A 17068-nucleotide genomic window follows, 5' to 3' on the forward strand; every position below is an offset into this window, starting at 1 on the left:
TTACGACTTGCCGTGGAACAGTTCACGGCCGATCAGCATGCGACGGATCTCGTTGGTGCCGGCGCCGATCTCGTAGAGCTTGGCGTCGCGCAGCAACCGGCCCGCCGGGAATTCGTTGATGTAGCCGTTTCCGCCCAGTGACTGGATCGCTTCCAGCGCGACCTTCACCGCGTTGGTCGAGGCATTGAGCAGGCAGGCGGCGGGGTCGATGCGCGACTTCACCCCGTTATCGAACTGCTGGGCCACCATGTAAGCGAACCCGCGCGACGACTGCAGCGCGGTGTACATGTCCGCGACCTTGCCCTGCATCATGCCGAACGTACCGATGGGCGCGTTGAACTGCTTGCGCTCGCGGACATAGGGCAGCACGAGATCGACCGCCGCCTGCATGATGCCGATGGGACCGCCGGACAGCACCAGGCGTTCGGTGTCCAGACCGCCCATCAGCACGCGCACGCCTTCGTTCACTTCGCCGACGATGTTTTCCGCGGGAATCTCGCAGTTGTCGAACACCAGTTCGCAGGTGTTGGAGCCGCGCATGCCCAGCTTGTCGAGTTTCTGCGCCGTCGAGAAACCCTTCATGCCCTTTTCGACGATGAACGCGGTCATGCAGCGGCTGCCCGCGGGGCGCGGGGCGGTGCGCATGTAGACCAGCAACACGTCGGCATCGGGTCCGTTGGTGATCCACATCTTGGTGCCGTTGGCCACCCACTTGCCGTCGATCAGTTCGGCCTTGCAGCTCATCGAGCCGACGACGTCCGAACCGGCGCCCGGCTCGCTCATCGCCAGCGCGCCGACCCACTCGCCGCTCGCGAGTTTCGGAAGGTACTTGCGACGCTGTTCGTCGTTGCCGTTGTGGTAGATGTTCTGCACGCAGAGATTGGAGTGCGCACCGTAGGACAGACCGACCGAGGCCGACGCGCGCGAGATCTCCTCCATCGCGATCATGTGCGCAAGAAAGCCAAGGCCGGAGCCGCCGTATTCCTCGGGAATGGTGATGCCGAGCAGGCCCATCTCGCCGAACTTGCGCCAGAGGTCTTCGGGAAACACGTTTTCGCGATCGATGCGATCCGCGCGCGGTGCGATTTCCTTGTCGGCGAACGCGCGGACGCTTTCACGCAGGAGGTCGAGGTCGTCGCCGAGGGAGAACGGGCGCATGGTGCAACTCCGGAAAAGGGATGGGGAAACCTCCCCATCGTAGCGTGCGCATGCCGTCAAGCCACGGCGCGACGCAGCAATCAGGCCTTCGCGATGGCCGCGATACGGTCGTGTACGCGGATCAGCAACAGGCACTGGCGATCGACCAGGCGTACCGTTTCGGCGCCCACCGTGCCGCGCGTCGTGCTGCCGGCAAGGAGCGCTGGCGTGTCCAGCGGCGATGCGGCAGTGCCGGCGCGGATATGCCCGGCCAGGGTGTCGAAGCCGTGGGTCATGTGGCGGGCCAGTGTCTGCAGCGCCAGCGCGTCGTCCGTCGGCAGGGATTGCCGGTGCGAACCGAGGGTCGACAGGTGGGACAGTCCCGCCTGAAGCGCCGTGAGCAGGCGAAGGGCGCGCTCGCCGAGATCGCGGGAATGCCCGGGTTCGCCCAGCAGTTCCGCCACGTTCCCGGCCACGGCGGCCTGTGCCGCGTGCGCATCCCGTCGGGCGATGCGATAGGCCAGATCGTCCGCCTTGCCGTGGGCGTACTGGTCGGCGATCCGCTCCAGATAGCGTCCATAGGCCAGCAAGGCATCGGCCACGATGTCGTCGAGCCGGCGCACCCGCCAGTCGGGCAGCACGAAGCGAATGGCCGCGGCGGCGACCACCGCGCCGAGCAAGGTATCGAGCAGTCGCGGACCGATGGCGTCGTACCCGGCACCGACGCGATCGAAGCAGAGCAGCACGAACAGCGTGATGACGCCGGTCGCCAGCGCATAACGGCGCAGCCGGAAGGCGAAGAACGCGGCACCTGTCGCCACGAGCACCGGCAGCCGCCAGTCGCCCGGCGGCAACAGACGCAGCAGCGCCCAGCCGACGATCAGCCCGGCCGTGGTGCCGGCGATACGCTGGACCATGCGACGTCGCGTGGCGCCATAGCTGGGCTGGCAGACGAACAGCGTCGTCAGGAGAATCCAGTAGCCGTGCGTCGGATGCAGGGCAAGCATCAACGCGTAACCCGCGAGCATGCCGATCGCCAGGCGCATCGCATGGCGAAAATGCATCGAGCGCCGGTTCAGACGGAGGCGCACCCTGCCCAATGCTTCGCGAATGGACGCCGGCTCGTTGTCCTGCAGCGAGATGTCGGCGTCGTCGCGCAGGCTGCCTTCGTCTTCGATGCCGGCCTGCAGGCGCTCCATGTTGTCCAGCAGGGCGGACAACGCGTCGTCGATCGCTTCGTCCGGCGGGTCGCTGCGGCGGCGATAGGCCAGCGCCTCGCGGAGGTCGTCGAGCGCGGCGCGCGGCAGGGCGATGGTTCGCAGCGGAGCGACCTCGCGAATCGCATCGGCCCGCTCGCGACAGGCGATGGCCTGCAATCGCAGAAGTCGTCCGAAGCGGAACATGAGGTCGCTGTGGTAGAGCGCGCCTGCCAGTTCGTCGTACGGGTAATGCGATGAGCTGATCCGCTCGTGGATGTCCTGGGCGACGAAGAACATGCCCAGACGAGCCGCGGAACGCCCGCGCGGCTGGCGGCGTCCGATGCGATCGAGCAGCGCGACGCGCGCGGCGGTCAGCGCTTCCACCGTGCGCAGGTTGCGCTTCGAGAACTCGATGTGCAGTGCGTCGAGATCGAGGCCGCGCACCGGTTCGAACAAGGCCGCCTTTGCCTCGATCAACGCGGCCAGCGATTCGAACAGGCGGGCGAGTGCATGGCGGACCGCACGCTGGGGTGCGAGCGCGCTCCACAGCAGCGAGAGCGATCCGTACCACGCCGCGCCGGCGAGGATCGCCAGCGTGCCATGCCAGCCGCCGGCTGCCGTGCCGGCACTGTCCGTGGCGATCATGGTGTAGACCGAGAGGATCAGCGTGGCCGTGGCGATCGTGGCGTATCGCCCGCTGGCGGCACCGAGCATGACCAGAAGAAACGTGCCCACCGGCAGCAGCACCGCGAACAGCGGCGGCGTGCCGATGCAGGCCTTCACCGCGACCGCGGCGAGCGCGAAGCACAGCAAGGTCACGATCAGCCCGCGCAGGCGGCCCCGCCAGGCGTCATCGGTTTCGGCCAGGGCGCAGGCGATAGCGCCAAGCAGCGCGGGGACGATCGCGTCGGCTGGTCCGGCGAGCGTGGACCAGGCGGCGATACCGGTCAGTGCGAGGAGCACCCGCATGACATCGGCGAAGCGGTCGGATTCTGCCAGATGGCGTAGGGAAAGCATGGCCTTAGCTTAGCCCGCTACCACGCTGATGAGAGGCGGCCCCGATGGCGATCTTTTGTCGCGGGCTTTCTCAGCAAAGCCCGCCATTCACCGCCAGCACCTGCCGCGTGATGTAACCCGCTTCCGGGCTGAGCAGAAAGCGTACCGCCGCCGCCACTTCTTCCGGGGTACCCGTACGCTCCATGGGAATCACCTTGAGAATCTGCTCCACCGGCACCTCGGGGTCGAGCATGTCCGTATCGATCAGGCCCGGCGCCACGCAGTTCACCGTGATCTTGCGCTTGGCCAGTTCGACGGCCAGTGCCTTCGCCGCGCCGATGACTCCGGCCTTGGATGCGCTGTAGTTCACCTGTCCCCGGTTGCCGATGATGCCCGAGACCGACGTGATGCAGACGATACGGCCCGGCTTGCGCCGACGGATCATCGGCATCACCAGCGGGTGCAGTACGTTGTAGAACCCATCGAGGTTGGTCCGCAGCACCTGGTCCCAGTCGTCGGAGGTCAGGCCGGGGAACGCGCCGTCACGGGTGAGGCCGGCGTTGCAGACCACGCCGTAATACGCGCCGTGCCCGGCGACGTCCGCCTCGAGCGCGGCGGCGGATGCCGCGCGGTCCGAGATGTCGAACTGCACGACGCGGGCGTTGCGGCCCCTGGCGACGATCTCCGCGACGACGGCGTCGGCTTCCTCGCGGCGTGAGCGGCAATGCACCACGAGGTCGTAACCGGCGTCCGCGAGATTCAACGCGATCGCGCGGCCGATGCCACGGCTGGAGCCTGTGACGAAGATGGTGTCGGTCATGGTGGAGCACCTCTGGAGTCGAGACGATTATGGCGAGGATCGAGAAAGGGTGTCGGGTCCGGCGGGCTGAACACGGTCAGGCGTGCCTCGGCATGCAGACCTTCCGCGTCGATACGGCAGGCGAACGCACCCATGCCTTCCTCATCATGAAAGTGGCGTACGGCTTCGATGCGCAGCAGTGCCCCGGTCGCGAACGTATCGACATCCGCGCGGTAGGCCCGTGTGCCCAGGAGAAAGCCGGGCCTGACCTGACCTCCGGCCGTCAGCACCTGGCAGCCGTTCCACGCGGCGATGGTCTGAGCCATCAACTCGACGCCCGCCCACGCGGGGAGACCGGTCGCTTCGACAAAGGCATCGCCGCGTCGGACCAGACGTTCGCAGACGATGCGTTCGGCATCCCATTCCAGGACACGGTCGAGCAGGATCATGCGACCGGCGTGCGGCAGCAGGGTTTCGACAGGCCAGATCGTCATGTCGCGTCCGCCAGGATCAGGCTCGCGTTGTTACCGCCGAACGCGAAGGAGTTGCTCATAAGATGACGTTTGCCCGCGGGCGACCGGTCGCCGACCGCGGTGAAATGCAACGGGGGCAGGGCGGGATCCGTCGCGCCGTCCCATACGTGCGGCGGCATCCGGCGTTCCGCATCGGCCAGTGCCAGCCAGCAGAAGGCGGCTTCGAGGGCGCCGGCGGCGCCGAGCGTGTGGCCGGTCATGGCCTTGGTCGAGGAGCATGGCACCGGTCGCGCGAACGTAGCCGCGATGGCGTGGCTCTCCATCGCGTCGTTATGTTCGGTCGCCGTGCCGTGCAGGTTGACGTAATCGATGGCGCTCGCCTCGATGCCGGCCGCCGCGAGCGCGCGATGCATCGCTTCGGCCGCGCCACGGCCGTCAGGTGCCGGCGACGACATGTGGTACGCGTCCGAGCTGGCGCCGCCGCCGACGAATTCGACCTCGGCGGCGTCCCGGGTCATGAGAAACAGCGCGGCGGCCTCACCGATGTTGATACCGCGCCGTGAAAGCGAGAAGGGTACGCAACGCTGTCCGTCGGTGGCTTCGAGCGCATGGAAGCCGTGCGTCGCCAGACGGCACAGCGTGTCGGCACCGCCGCAGATCACGGCGTCGCACAGGCCGAGGCGCAACAGGCGTCGCGCGCTGAGCAGCGCGCGGGCGCCTGACGTACATGCCGTCGAAATGCCGTAGGCGGGACCGGCGATGCCGAGCCATTCGGCGAGAAAGGCCGCGGGTGCGCCCAGTTCCTGATCGGAATAACGGTAGGCGTCGGGCCACGCGCCGTTACGCCCGCGCGTGGCGATATGGCCGGTCGCCTCCTCGATCCCCGTGGTGCTCGTGCCGATCACGACGCCGATGCGGTCGGCACCGTAGCGGGCGATGGCGTCACGCAGTTCGGTTTCGATTTCCTGTGCGGCGAGCAGCAGGAGGCGGTTGTTGCGCGTGTCATGCGCCTCCATGCCCCGCGGCATCGAGGGCAGAGCATCGACGACTTCGCCAAGAGGAAGCGTCCGTCCGGGCGCCCAGCCATCGATATCGCGCAACCCGCGCTTGTCTCCGGCAAACAGCGCTTCCGCGACGGCGGCCTTGCCGGCGCCCAGCGAGCAGGTCACGCCCAGTGCGTTGAGATAGGTCTTCATGCGGCGTCGAGCGGCTTCCACGCGGCGACGTTGACCAGCGTTTCCTCGCGCTTGCCCGGCGGTGGCGGATTCCTGATACCCCAGCGCTCCAGCAGGCCGAAGTCCTTCGACCGGCTCCACCACAGGTACGGCAACGAGACGTTGCGTGGCTCGAAGCGGAACCCACGCCCGCGGATCATCGCAAGGTATTCGTCGGCGGTCTTCTGCACGTGCATCGGGTGGCGGAAGAACCAGCGGATCACCCAGGTATCGATGTACGCCTTGGTCGACTCCGCGAACAGCAGGAGGCCGCCGGGCTTCAGTACGCGCCAGAATTCATCGAGAGCGCGTTCCTGCTCCACCAGATGATGAAACGTCTGGTGGCAGAACAGCACGTCCACGCTGGCGTCGGGCAGATCGATGCGCGCGCAGTCGGCGACCATCAGCGTGACGTCGATGCCTTCGCGTCGGGCCTCCGCCCTCGACAGCTCGATGCTGTGCGGGTCGGCATCGAGGCCCAGCATGCGCGCCGGGCGGAACGCGTCCCGGAGATATCGGAACGAGCGTCCCTGGCCACAGCCGACGTCGAGCAGTGTGCCGCCCTGCGGCAGCGGCTCGCCGATCAGGCGCTTGTGATCGTTGATGGCGACACGCAGCACGTGGTGCTGCCAGGTATGGGTGCGCAGGAAGACGAAACCGATCCGGGTTTCTTCGACGTACGTGGCGCTGGCGTATTTCATGACAGGCATTCCGTTCGATCAGGGTGACGACGTGCGGGCCAGCCGGCGTTCGACGTCGTCGGTAAAGACGCGGGGAGAGACGAGCTGCATTTCGCCAGCGGGGACGCTGACCGCGACCTGGATGGTGCTGGCGCGCGTGAGCCGCGCACCGGTGACGGCGTCGCTGAGCGTGTAGTGGATCTTGAGCCGGTTCTGCCACTCGATCAGGTCGGCGCGCACGGTGAGCTTCTGGCCGAAGCGTGCGGCCTGCGCGTAGCGCAGCTGGAGGTCGATGATGGGCCAGGCGAAGCCGGTTTCCTTCATGCGCACGTAGTTGTGGCCGACGTCGTCGAGCAGGGCGCAGCGCGCCACCTCGAGGTACTTCACGTAGTGGCCGTGCCAGACCACCTCCATCGAATCGACGTCGAAGAAGGGCACGATGACCTCGATCTCGGTCGCGAGCACACCGTTAGCGCGCATGGGGAGCTCCGTTCGTACCTTGCCAGTACGGGTGAAAATTGAACCATTGAAGCGGCGCGTCGAGGCAACGGGCGGCCAGCCAGTCGGCATAGCGCGCCACCGCATCCTGAATGAAGCTGCCGCGGCGGCCACGATCCCAGCCGCTGGCGTCCCCGAAGCGACGCAGGTGGATGCGATAGCGTGGGCCGTACTTGAGGCAGCAGACCACGTTGACCGGGCAGCGCAGCATGGCGGCCATCAGCCACGGGCCCTGAGGGAAGCGGGCTGGCGCGCCGAGGAAATCGGCCTCGACCGTGCGGGCACCGTGTGGGGGCACGCGGTCGCCGGCGATGGCGATCCACTCACCGCGATCCAGCCGTTGCGACAGATCCATCATGGTGGCGGTGTCCAGGTCGCCCACATGCATCAGCCGCAGTCGCCGATCGCCGGACTCGCCGAGCAGCCGGTTGAAGTGCGCCGCGTTGGGCAGATACATCAGCACGTTGAGCGCCACGCCCTCGCCGATCTCGGCCATGGCGCGGCACACGTCGAGGTTGCCCAGATGGGTGCAGATGAGGATCTGGCCGCGCCCGCCGCCGATCAGCGCGTTGCGTACGCCGTCCGGATCGTCCATGTCCACGGACGACAGGCGGAGCTTGCCGCGCCACACGTCGAAACGGTCGAGCATGCAGTCACCGAAAGCACGGTACTGTGCGAAGGCCGCGCGTCGACGCGGGAAGAGATCCGTACGACCGCTCCAGGCGGCGAGGCGGCGCTGGTAGTCGACCACGTTGCGTCGCGTGGTTCGCCCCGTCACGTAGAAATAAAGCACCACCAGCCAGATGACCGGCGTGGCGAGGCCACGACCCAGCAGGCGCACCGCGATCGCGGTGAGCTTGAGGCCGAGGAAACTGCCGCGCTCCTTCTGCGCGGTCCAGTGTCCGCTGGCAGCCGAATCAGACATGCGCGCCGTCCAGGCGCAGATACGCGGATGAGACGGGCTCCCCGTTCATGCGATACGCGAACTGCAGGCGACCGCGCTCCTTATCGTGACGGAGCAGCAGTTGTGGCCGGTCGCCCGGTCGAAGCAGGCGCTGGAACTTCAGTGCGTCCATGCCGCGACACGTGGTCGGCGTATCCAGGCGAAGCGAAGCGAACGACAAGGCCCAGCCGACCTGCAACACGCCCGGCACGACCGGTGCCTCGGGAAAGTGTTCCGCGAAGCAGGCCAGATCGATCGGAAGTTCCAGATCGATGACCACGCCCTCATCGTCACGATGCTCGCCGAGCACGACGGGCTCCGTCGGAAGCCCGGCCCGCAGCGTGTCGTCGACGTGCTGCGCGTCGGGCAAATCGGCAACGAAGCGCCAGACCAGCGGCGTCGACAGGGCGTCGTCTCCGGCGGCCTGCTGGCCCAGTTCGTTGAGCAGGCCGGTGCGTCCGTGGCGAAGCAGGGCGGTGCGGCCCGCGGCACTCAGGGCGACGACCATGCCCGGGCCTTTCTTGCCGGCGTAGCCACCCGCCGCACCGTCCACCCAGGGATGGGAACGCAGCCGTGAGGCGGCGGCATCCATGGGCGCCTTGTTGATCCGCCGACGCAGGCGCTGGCGCAGGATCCACTCGCCGAGGAAAAGCGCACCCATCACCGAGTAAGCCAGGATGCCGTTGTAGAAAGTCCACCACGACAGCGGCCCCCATCCCGCCAGCAGCGCGGAGGCGGTGCCATTGAGAAAGAAAAACCCCACCCATACCCACGTGACCTTGCGCGTATAGGCGATGGCCACCGGCGGCAGGTCGGGCTCGGCGACTCGCGCGATGCGCTCGATCATCGGCGGCCCGAACTTCAGGCTGAGGCCGAACGCGCCGAACAGCAACGCGCAGATCAGGCTCGGATACCAGCGCAGCAGGCGCTCTTCACCTCCGAAGGCGAGTACGGTGCAATAGATCAGCGTGATGCCGAGCATCCACCCGCCGCCAGGTTGACGCAGAAGCGCCGGCGCTCGGATCAGCCACAAGCCGCCCAGGATCAGGCCGAAGACCGGTGTGGACACGTGGTCCATGCCGAAATAGACGATGAACGGAAAAAGGATGCCGACAACGACCAGCACCATGTCGCTCAGTTTACGCATGGCTCGCCGTTCGCTTTGACGTAGAGGGCCAGGTTGTGGACCGTTTCGAAATGGCGGCGCGCGTCGCGCGAATCCGAGGCGATCTTCAGCCCATATCGGGTCTGCAGGGCGAGTGCGAGTTCGAGCGCATCGACGGAATCGAGGCCGAGCCCCTGCCCGAACAGGGGCTGGTCCGCCGCGATGTCGTTCACCGTCAGGTGATCGAGTGCGAGTGTCTCGATGATGAGGCGGGCGATATCCCGCTCCAGGTCGTTCATGGCTTCCGTTCCCTGGCGTAGAGGCTGTGGAGGTGTTCGTTGAGACGGCGCGAGGCTATCGGCGCCGGGGTGCCTTCGCTGAAGGCTCGCACATCGAGGTCGTCGCCGACGCGTATACGAACGTGCACGCGCCGGTCCGGCACGTGATACCAGCGGTCCGCCTTGGTCAGCGTGGTCGGCTCGACGGTGATATAGACGGGCGTGACGATCCGCGCGCCCCGTACGGCGATGGCCGCCGCGCCGCGATGGAAGACAGGATCCTGCCCGGGCGTGGTACGCGTGCCCTCGGGGAAGACGATGAGGGTCTGGCCCTCGCGCAACACGCCCGCGGCCCTTTCCAGCATCTCGGCGCTGCCGTCGTTGCTGATGTACTGGGCAACCGTCACCGGTCCGCGCATGTACGGGTTCTTCCACAAGCTGTGTTTCACGATGCAGTTGGCATCGGGCACGTGGCCGAGCAGATACACGACGTCGATCAGCGACGGATGGTTGGCGACGATCATCTGGCCGGGCTTTCCCAGCCGCTCGCAGCCCTCGAAGTGAAAATCGACGACGCCCATGCGGCACATGAACCGCGAGTGCAGCCAGAAGGCGCGACCGACGGTGCGCCGCGCACGGCGGCGTCGAACCGACGCTTCGCCGGGCCAGCGCAGGACCACGGGCAGGATGATCCCGCGGAGCAGGAGACCGCCGATGCCGAACAACGCGAAGCTGAGCGCGGTGCCGATGAAGCGCCACGCCCAGGCGTCCCGACGTCGGTTCACGCTATCGGCTGCCAGGTCCATCGTCGTGTCTTCCACGGGTGGTCGAGGGAGGCGCCATGGTGCAGCGCCCGGATGAAGTGCAGGGCATGCTGGCCGTCCACCGGCGCGGACGCGTCCGTGTTACCGCGCAGGGACAGCTGCCAGCGCGCGCCGGCACCGGGCATGCCTGCCCGGGACACGCGCAACGCGACGGCGTACGAGAACGGTACGTCGTCTATCCAGCCGTCGTAGGCGACCGGTGGCCGTTCTTCCGCGACGACGACGATGACCGTCGGGGCGCCGTCATCGAGCAGGGCCGCGGCTTCCACCATGGCGTGCTCGAACGTATCGCCCTCACCCGCGATGGCGACGGATTCGTCGCGCTGGCCGCGCAGGATGGACCACTGCCCGGCGATCGCGTTGTGGACGGAAAGTCCGAAGCGGGTCGGCGACAGGGGAGCGTCGCGCCCGATCTCCTCGAGCATGGCGAGCGTGTGCGTGGTTTCGCCGTGCCGCGAGGCGTAGACGAAGGGCAACTGCTCGTCGTCGGCGCATAACGGCCAGGCGGTGTGCATGACGATGCGCGCAAGGCGGCTGAGTCGCCGACGCTGCATCGGCGGCACGAAATCGCAGGCGGGCTGCTGGCCCGTATCGGCGGGCACATGCGGGGCCGAGGCCCAGCGTGCCCACGCATCGCCGTCCTCGATACCGGGCGCCCACGCGCGCCAGTCGTCGATGCGCAGGGCGATCATGCGCCGGCCCCGTCGAACCGTCGCACGACCAGCGCCGCACAACTGCCGCCGAAGCCGAACGTGTTCGACAGGAAGCTGCCGATGCGCGCGGCGCGCTCTCCTTCGATCAGGGGCGCGTCGGCGAAGGCCTCGTCGAGTTCGCGCACGGGAGCGCCGCCCAGCAGCACGCCGGCTTCCATCATCGCGATGCCCGCGATCGTGTCGAGCGCGCCGGCCGCGGCCGGTGCGTGCCCGATCAGCCCCTTGACCGAGGACATCCACGGCACGGCGCACCCGCGGTCGCCGAACACGCGGCACAGCGCGTGCCATTCGGCGAGGTCGCCCTGGACCGTGGCGCAGGCGTGGGTGTTGATGTAGTCGGGGATCGTTCCCGCCAGGTCGATGGCCTGATGCATGGCCTCGGCCATGCCACCGGCCTCCGGGCTGATCATGCCGTCCGGATCGGAGGCGGCGCCGTAGCCCGCCATTTCGGCGAGGATCGTGGCGCCACGCGCTTGCGCATGTTCCAGAGATTCGAGCACGAGTACACCCGCGCCACCACCCAGCAGGATGCCGTCGCGGTCGGCCTCGTAAGGGGCGGACACGCGCTCGCCCGGAGCACTCGTCGTCGACAGCGCATTCATGACGTCGAAGCACATCGCGGCTTTGTCGTGCAGTTCTTCCGCGCCACCGCAGATGACGACGTCCTGCCGGCCCAGCTGAATCAACTCCATCGCCTGGCCGATCGCATGCGTGGCGCTGGTGCACGCCGAGCTGACGGTAAAGGCACGACCGCCGAACCCGAACGCGTGCGTGAGGGTTGCCGCGACCGCGCTGCCCATGCTGCGTGGAACGATGAAGGGCGACAGACGCGAGATGCCGCGCGCGTGGAACATGTCGAGACCGGCTTCGTATTCGCTCAGCGCGGCGGAGCCGCCCATGACGATACCGACATCGCGTTCGCGCAGCCGGTCCTCGTCGAGGCCGGCTTCGGCAAGGGCTTCGCGCGCCGCATGCCACGCGTACTCGGCCGCTTGCGGCAGATAACGACGCAGTTTGCGATGCGGTGGTTCCAGCGCGGCGACATCCGCCGGCGCGCCCACCCGGCAGCGCATGCCCAGCGTCGCGAAGTCGGGCATCTCGCGGAAACCCGCGCGCTGCGCACGCAACCCGTCGAACAGCGCGCGACGGTCCGGTCCCAGACAGGACACCGCGCCCATGCCGGTGACGACGACGCGTCTCATCAATCGACCGCCCTGAAGATCAGCGACGTATTGATGCCGCCGAAGGCGAAGTTGTTGTTCATCACGTAACCCGTGCGGATCTCGCGACCCTGGCCCGTGACGAAATCGAGCGCCGCGCACTCGGGGTCCGGGGTGTCGAGATTGATGGTCGGCGCGAACCAGCCGCGACGCATCATCTCGATCGCCCACCACGATTCGAGCGCGCCGCACGCGCCGAGCGTATGGCCGACGTAGCTCTTCATCGAGCTGATCGGTACGCCGCCGCCAAGCACGTCGGCGGTGGCATGGGTTTCGGCCACGTCGCCGCGATCGGTGGCGGTGCCGTGCGCGCTGACGTAACCGATCGCGTCGGGCGTGAGGCCCGCATCGGCCAGTGCCATGCGCATGGCGGCAGCCATCGTTTCGCGCGTGGGCTGCGTAATGTGCTGGCCATCGGAATTGGTGCCGAAGCCGACCACCTCGGCGTAGATCGTCGCGCCGCGAGCCATCGCGTGTTCGTATTCTTCGAGGATCAGCGTCGTCGCACCTTCACCGACCACCAGGCCGTCGCGCCGGGCATCGAACGGGCGAGGCGTGAGTTCGGGTGAATCGTTGCGCGTGCTCGTGGCGAACAGGGTGTCGAACACCGCCGCCCCGGGGCCGGAGAGTTCCTCGGCACCGCCACAGAGCATCAGCGTCTGCTTGCCCTGCTGGATCGCCTCGTAACCGTAGCCGATGGCCTGACTGCCGGAGGTGCATGCACTGGAGGTGGTGATGATGCGACCGCGCAGGCCGAAGAACACGCCCACGTTGACCGCAGTGGTGTGCGCCATCATCTGGATGTAGCTGGTCGCGGTGACGCCCTGCATCGAACCGGTCTCGAGCATGCGCCCGATGGTCTTGGCCGGCGCGATGCTGCCGCCCGACGAGCCATAGGCGACACCCATGCGGCCGTCGGTGATGGAGGGATCGTTGATCAGTCCCGCGTCGATCAGTGCGCGTTCGCTGGCCGCGACGGCCAGCTGGGCCACGCGGCCCATCGAGCGCACGTGTTTGCGTGACCAGTGCACGGGCATCGCGAAGTCATCGACCGGGCAACCCAGCCGACCGTTGAGCGCGTCGAAATAATCCCATTCGCCCATGCGGCGGACGGCATTGTGGAAACCGCGAAGCCGCGCCTCGATGGCATGCCAGTCGTGGCCCAGCGGCGTGATGCCGCCGAAGCCGGTGACGACGACGCGTTTGAGGGTGCGCGCTCCCGGAGCGTGTACGGCGGTGTTCATGCGGATGACTTCTTCGGTGCGGGGACGCTCACCGGCGCGATCAACGCCGTGAAACCGATCCCGAGGAGCAGGGTGAGGCCGAAATGTTGCAGCGCCGGCATCGTGCTGAGCGCGAGCAGACCGAACGAGAGCAGCGCGGTCACGGCGGACAGCAGGACACCGGCATAGGCGGCGCCGGGGATGTGCGCGGCATGCGGTTCGCCTTCGCGCAGGAATACCGCGTAATTGGCGCCGACGCCGAGGACGAGCATCAGCGCCATGATGTGGAACAGCGTCAGCGGCTGGCCCAGGTAGCCCAGTGCCGCGACACTGAAGACGATGCCGGCCAGCGGCGGCAGCAAGACGCGGCCCACCGCGCGTGGCCCATACCGCCACAGGAAGGCGAGACCGACGAGAGCGAGCGCGCCCCCGAGCCACACGTCCGCATAACCACGGTAGCGGCCGAACAGGGCGGAAATGCTGGCCGGCTTGTCGACCAGCGACACGCCGGGCAGCCCCTCGGACGCCTGGCGCAGCAGGGCGACGTCGTCCTGGTCTTGCGGCACGACGATACTGCCGGTGCCGTGCGAACCGCTCAGCCACAGGTAGCGGAAGGGCGTGTACGCCGGCATCGCAAGCCAGTCATCGAGCGTGAAGGCGCGCCCGGGGTACGCGGTGACGAACGATGCCATGCCCTCGGGCCTGAAACCGGCAGCGGCGAGCCATGCGTTCATACGGTCGGCCGGTGTGAACAACGGGGCGACCGCCGCGATGTTTTCCGCCTGTCGCTTCGCCGACGGCAGCATCGCGGTGATGCCCGTGAAACCGGTGAGCTTGCCGTCCGCGATCCATGTCCGCAGTCGATCGGTCAGCGCTTCTTCGCGCTGGAGCACTTCCTCGGCGCTCGTACCCTCGACCAGCCAGAACTGCGTCCCGCCACCGAAGCCGGCGACGTCTCGGATCGAGGCCGTCTGTGCTTCGAGTGTCTTCGGCGGGGAGATCAGCAGATGGATATCGTCATCGTGGCCGAGGCGCAGCCAGCCGGGAATCGCGGCGACAGCGAGCACCGCGAGCACGACCAGGGCGCGCCGGCCGGACGCGGCGCGCTGCCAGCCCAGTGCCAGCCGGACCAGCGCGGGCGACAGCGGTGCACGCGCGGGTTTCTGTGCCAGTGCGGGAAGCAGCCAGAAGACGCTTGCGCATGCCACCGCCATGCCGGCCATGGCGAACACGGCCATCTGTTGCAGGGCAGGGAAGGGCACGATGCCGAGCAAGGCGTAGCCCAGCAGCGACGTGGCCAGCGCGAGCAACAGCGCGGGGCGCACCTGGCGCACGCCACGCTCGGCGTTCCACGCGGCGCCGGTGTTGGCCCGCGCACACAGGTACTGGATCGAATAATCGACGGCCTCACCCAGCAAAGCGGCGCCGAAGACCAGCGTCAGCAGGTGCAGCTGACCGAACACCAGCACGGTGGCGACGATCGCACCGACCACGCCCAGCGCGGTGGAAAGAAAGGCGATCAGCAGCGGGCGCAGCGAGCGGAACACGAGCAGCAACAGCACCGCGATACCCACCGACGAAGCGATGCCGACCACATGCGTGTCGCGCTCGGCACCCGCACGGGCGGCGGCGGCGTAGAAGATCGCGCCCGTGCGCTGCAGCGTGGTGCCGGGGTGCTTCGCGAGCATGGCGGACTCCGCCTTCGCCAGCGTGGCCACGGCCTGCCGCTGCACCACGTCGTCATACGAGGAGCCCTTCAGCGTGGCAATCACCAGCACATAGGTGGTGTCACCCTGGTGCGCCGTGAGCATGTCGTCCTCGGGGACGAGGGTGGAGCGGTTCCACGGCTGGCGATCGAGCCAGTGCTGCATCCAGCCGAACGGATCGTCGGTCAGTTTCGCGCCGACGTTCGCGCCGAACGGCTCGTTGAGCCGGCGCCTGAGCGCGGCGACCGCATCGAAGCCCGGGCTGGTAAGGGCGGCCCGGTCTTCGGGGGTGAGCAGGTGGAAGCGGAACGGGAGGAACGGCGTGACCAGCTGATCGAGATCGAACGGCGGCAGTTCGGCGATCACCGAAGCGAATACCGGATCCTTGCCCAGGGCCTCACCGAGTTCGCGCGCCGCGGTCTTGGCCGCGTCGTCGTCATCGTTCGACACCAGCAGGATCATGCGGTCGCCGCTGGCGCGGGCCAGTCGCTCGACGGCGTCCTCCGCCAGCGGGTGGCGTTCCGTCGCGGGCAGGATCGTCATGATGTCGCTCTGGAGCGGCGAGGTGCCGCGACCGAACAGGAGCCACGCGCAGAACAGGCAGATGCCCAGCGCTACGAGCGTGAAGAGCCCGGCCCGCAGCGTTGTCGGGGACGGCCTCATGGAACGCCGAGGACCTTCGCTTCGACCGGGGTCAGCGAGTCGGCGTCCCGCGTATTCGTGAACGTGATCAGGGTGCGCTCGCCGCTGGCGAGGTTCACTTCGATGGACTCGAGGAACGCGTCGCCCTTCAGTGTGATGCCGGCCAGGACGCGTGCCACGCGTGCCTGCCGCGGCACGAAGGTCAGGGTCCAGCGGTCGATGCTGCCGTCGGCCGTGATGGTGAACTGGCGAGCGGCTTCCTCGGACTTACCGGCGAGCAGCGACTGCAGCATGCCCGAGACCTGGCTCACCCCACGGTTGCCGTCACGGACCCGCTCCAGCTTGCCCTGCGCGCTCAGGCGGCGCGTATCGCCGGACGTGAGTACGAGGGTGTCCTCGAACGGATCGCGTGTGTGCCAGACCATGCCGTGTCCGATGACGAACAGCAGGTCGCCCTTGCTGACCTGCGGCTCCGCCAGGGCGGGGTTTTCGCGGCTCTGGCTGAATTCGGCGCGCACCTGGGGGTGCTTGGCCAGACTGCCGAGGATCTCGTTGGCGAGCGATGGCGCCTGGGCATGGACGGAGGTGACGAAGAGCAGGGCGATCAGGGTAAGCAGACGGTGCATCAGGGGGATCCGTGGCGGAACTTGCGAATGAGGAGGCGCGGTGCACGTGGCAGCATGCCGAGAAGGAGTCGCGTGTGCATCGCCGTGATACGCGCGTTGTCGCGCCACATGCGGAAATGCGAGAGTCCGTTCTCCGGGTAGATTACCCGCGTTGGCAGGTTGCGTACCGGTACACCCCGCCAGTACAGGCGCACCGCGATCTCGGTGTCGAAATCCATCCGCGTCGGCAGCGGCTTGCGGGCGATTTCGGCACGCGTCTCGGCAAGCGGATACAGGCGGTAGCCGCACATGGAGTCCTGGATGTCGAAGGACAGCGTTTCCGCCCAGACACAGACGTGCGTGAGGTATCGACCGTAAAGGCGCGCGCGGGGCACCGAATCGTCGTAGATCGGCTTGCCGCAGATCATGGCTTCGGGTGCGGCTTCCGCCGCCGCGAGAAAACGAGGCACATCGGCCGTGTCGTGCTGGCCGTCGGCGTCGATCTGCAGCACATGGCTGTAGCCCGCGTCGTGCGCGGCAACGAAACCCGCCGTCAATGCGGCGCCTTTGCCACCGTTCTCCGGCAGGCGGATGAGGCGAAGGTCGTCGCGACCGCCGACAAGCGCGTCGAGGATCGTCCGCGTCTCTTCGTTCGAACCATCGTCCACGATCAGCACGGGCACGCCATGGGCCGCGAGCGCATTGGCCGTCGCGGCGATGGTGTGTCCGTGGTTGTAGATCGGTACGACCGCGCAGGGCGCGAAGGATCGCGCCGCGTCGTCGCGCGGTCCGGGCCTGCCCCCCATCGGTCGG

The 17068-nt window shown here is 67.7% G+C and carries 17 protein-coding genes; all 17 read right to left on the minus strand.

The window, feature by feature from the left end; translation table 11 throughout:
* Window positions 1-1158 carry an isovaleryl-CoA dehydrogenase gene (locus tag BLT40_RS01235; RefSeq protein ID WP_079522149.1) on the minus strand — a complete coding sequence of 386 codons (1158 nt, stop codon included), beginning with the start codon at window positions 1156-1158 and terminating at the stop codon, window positions 1-3.
* A gap of 80 nt (window positions 1159-1238) precedes the next feature.
* Window positions 1239-3353 (minus strand): YccS family putative transporter, encoded by a 2115-nt coding sequence (gene yccS / locus BLT40_RS01240; protein WP_090350851.1) that lies wholly within the window; start codon window positions 3351-3353, stop codon window positions 1239-1241.
* A gap of 70 nt (window positions 3354-3423) precedes the next feature.
* Window positions 3424-4152 carry a 3-oxoacyl-ACP reductase FabG gene (gene fabG, locus BLT40_RS01245; RefSeq protein ID WP_090350853.1) on the minus strand — a complete coding sequence of 243 codons (729 nt, stop codon included), beginning with the start codon at window positions 4150-4152 and terminating at the stop codon, window positions 3424-3426.
* Window positions 4149-4625, minus strand: a complete 477-nt coding sequence (locus BLT40_RS01250) for a hotdog family protein (RefSeq protein WP_090350855.1) — start codon at window positions 4623-4625, stop codon at window positions 4149-4151. Before BLT40_RS01250 ends, fabG begins: the two co-directional genes overlap by 4 nt.
* Complete coding sequence (locus BLT40_RS01255; protein WP_090350857.1) at window positions 4622-5800, minus strand: beta-ketoacyl-ACP synthase; 1179 nt, start codon at window positions 5798-5800, stop codon at window positions 4622-4624. Before BLT40_RS01255 ends, BLT40_RS01250 begins: the two co-directional genes overlap by 4 nt.
* Window positions 5797-6519, minus strand: a complete 723-nt coding sequence (locus BLT40_RS01260; protein ID WP_079522141.1) for a class I SAM-dependent methyltransferase — start codon at window positions 6517-6519, stop codon at window positions 5797-5799. The genes BLT40_RS01255 and BLT40_RS01260 overlap by 4 nt, the downstream gene beginning before the upstream one ends.
* 18 nt (window positions 6520-6537) lie before the next feature.
* Window positions 6538-6978: an acyl-CoA thioesterase gene (locus BLT40_RS01265; RefSeq protein WP_079522140.1), complete on the minus strand. Its 441-nt coding sequence runs from the start codon at window positions 6976-6978 to the stop codon at window positions 6538-6540.
* The gene (locus BLT40_RS01270) at window positions 6968-7921 is read right to left on the minus strand and encodes an LpxL/LpxP family acyltransferase (protein ID WP_079522139.1); all 954 of its coding nucleotides are present in this window, start codon (window positions 7919-7921) and stop codon (window positions 6968-6970) included. Before BLT40_RS01270 ends, BLT40_RS01265 begins: the two co-directional genes overlap by 11 nt.
* On the minus strand, window positions 7914-9086 hold the full coding sequence (locus BLT40_RS20490; protein WP_254857297.1) for an ApeI family dehydratase: 1173 nt from the start codon (window positions 9084-9086) through the stop codon (window positions 7914-7916). The genes BLT40_RS01270 and BLT40_RS20490 overlap by 8 nt, the downstream gene beginning before the upstream one ends.
* Complete coding sequence (locus BLT40_RS01280; RefSeq protein WP_079522138.1) at window positions 9074-9343, minus strand: phosphopantetheine-binding protein; 270 nt, start codon at window positions 9341-9343, stop codon at window positions 9074-9076. Before BLT40_RS01280 ends, BLT40_RS20490 begins: the two co-directional genes overlap by 13 nt.
* The gene (locus tag BLT40_RS01285) at window positions 9340-10107 is read right to left on the minus strand and encodes a lysophospholipid acyltransferase family protein (protein WP_343123888.1); all 768 of its coding nucleotides are present in this window, start codon (window positions 10105-10107) and stop codon (window positions 9340-9342) included. Before BLT40_RS01285 ends, BLT40_RS01280 begins: the two co-directional genes overlap by 4 nt.
* Window positions 10104-10838 (minus strand): beta-ketoacyl synthase chain length factor, encoded by a 735-nt coding sequence (locus BLT40_RS01290; RefSeq protein WP_079522260.1) that lies wholly within the window; start codon window positions 10836-10838, stop codon window positions 10104-10106. The genes BLT40_RS01285 and BLT40_RS01290 overlap by 4 nt, the downstream gene beginning before the upstream one ends.
* Entirely contained in the window at window positions 10835-12061 is a 1227-nt protein-coding gene (locus BLT40_RS01295; RefSeq protein ID WP_090350860.1) for a beta-ketoacyl-[acyl-carrier-protein] synthase family protein, read from the minus strand. Before BLT40_RS01295 ends, BLT40_RS01290 begins: the two co-directional genes overlap by 4 nt.
* On the minus strand, window positions 12061-13323 hold the full coding sequence (locus tag BLT40_RS01300; protein WP_090350861.1) for a beta-ketoacyl-ACP synthase: 1263 nt from the start codon (window positions 13321-13323) through the stop codon (window positions 12061-12063). The genes BLT40_RS01295 and BLT40_RS01300 overlap by 1 nt, the downstream gene beginning before the upstream one ends.
* A complete protein-coding gene (locus BLT40_RS01305; protein WP_090350863.1) occupies window positions 13320-15671 on the minus strand; it encodes an MMPL family transporter in 2352 nt (783 codons plus the stop codon). The genes BLT40_RS01300 and BLT40_RS01305 overlap by 4 nt, the downstream gene beginning before the upstream one ends.
* Window positions 15668-16276 carry a LolA family protein gene (locus BLT40_RS01310; protein ID WP_090350865.1) on the minus strand — a complete coding sequence of 203 codons (609 nt, stop codon included), beginning with the start codon at window positions 16274-16276 and terminating at the stop codon, window positions 15668-15670. The genes BLT40_RS01305 and BLT40_RS01310 overlap by 4 nt, the downstream gene beginning before the upstream one ends.
* Window positions 16276-17061 (minus strand): glycosyltransferase family 2 protein, encoded by a 786-nt coding sequence (locus BLT40_RS01315; RefSeq protein WP_079522130.1) that lies wholly within the window; start codon window positions 17059-17061, stop codon window positions 16276-16278. Before BLT40_RS01315 ends, BLT40_RS01310 begins: the two co-directional genes overlap by 1 nt.
* Window positions 17062-17068: the final 7 nt, after the last annotated feature.

Source organism: Dyella sp. 333MFSha, assembly GCF_900102405.1.
Taxonomy (GTDB): Bacteria; Pseudomonadota; Gammaproteobacteria; order Xanthomonadales; family Rhodanobacteraceae; genus Luteibacter; species Luteibacter mycovicinus.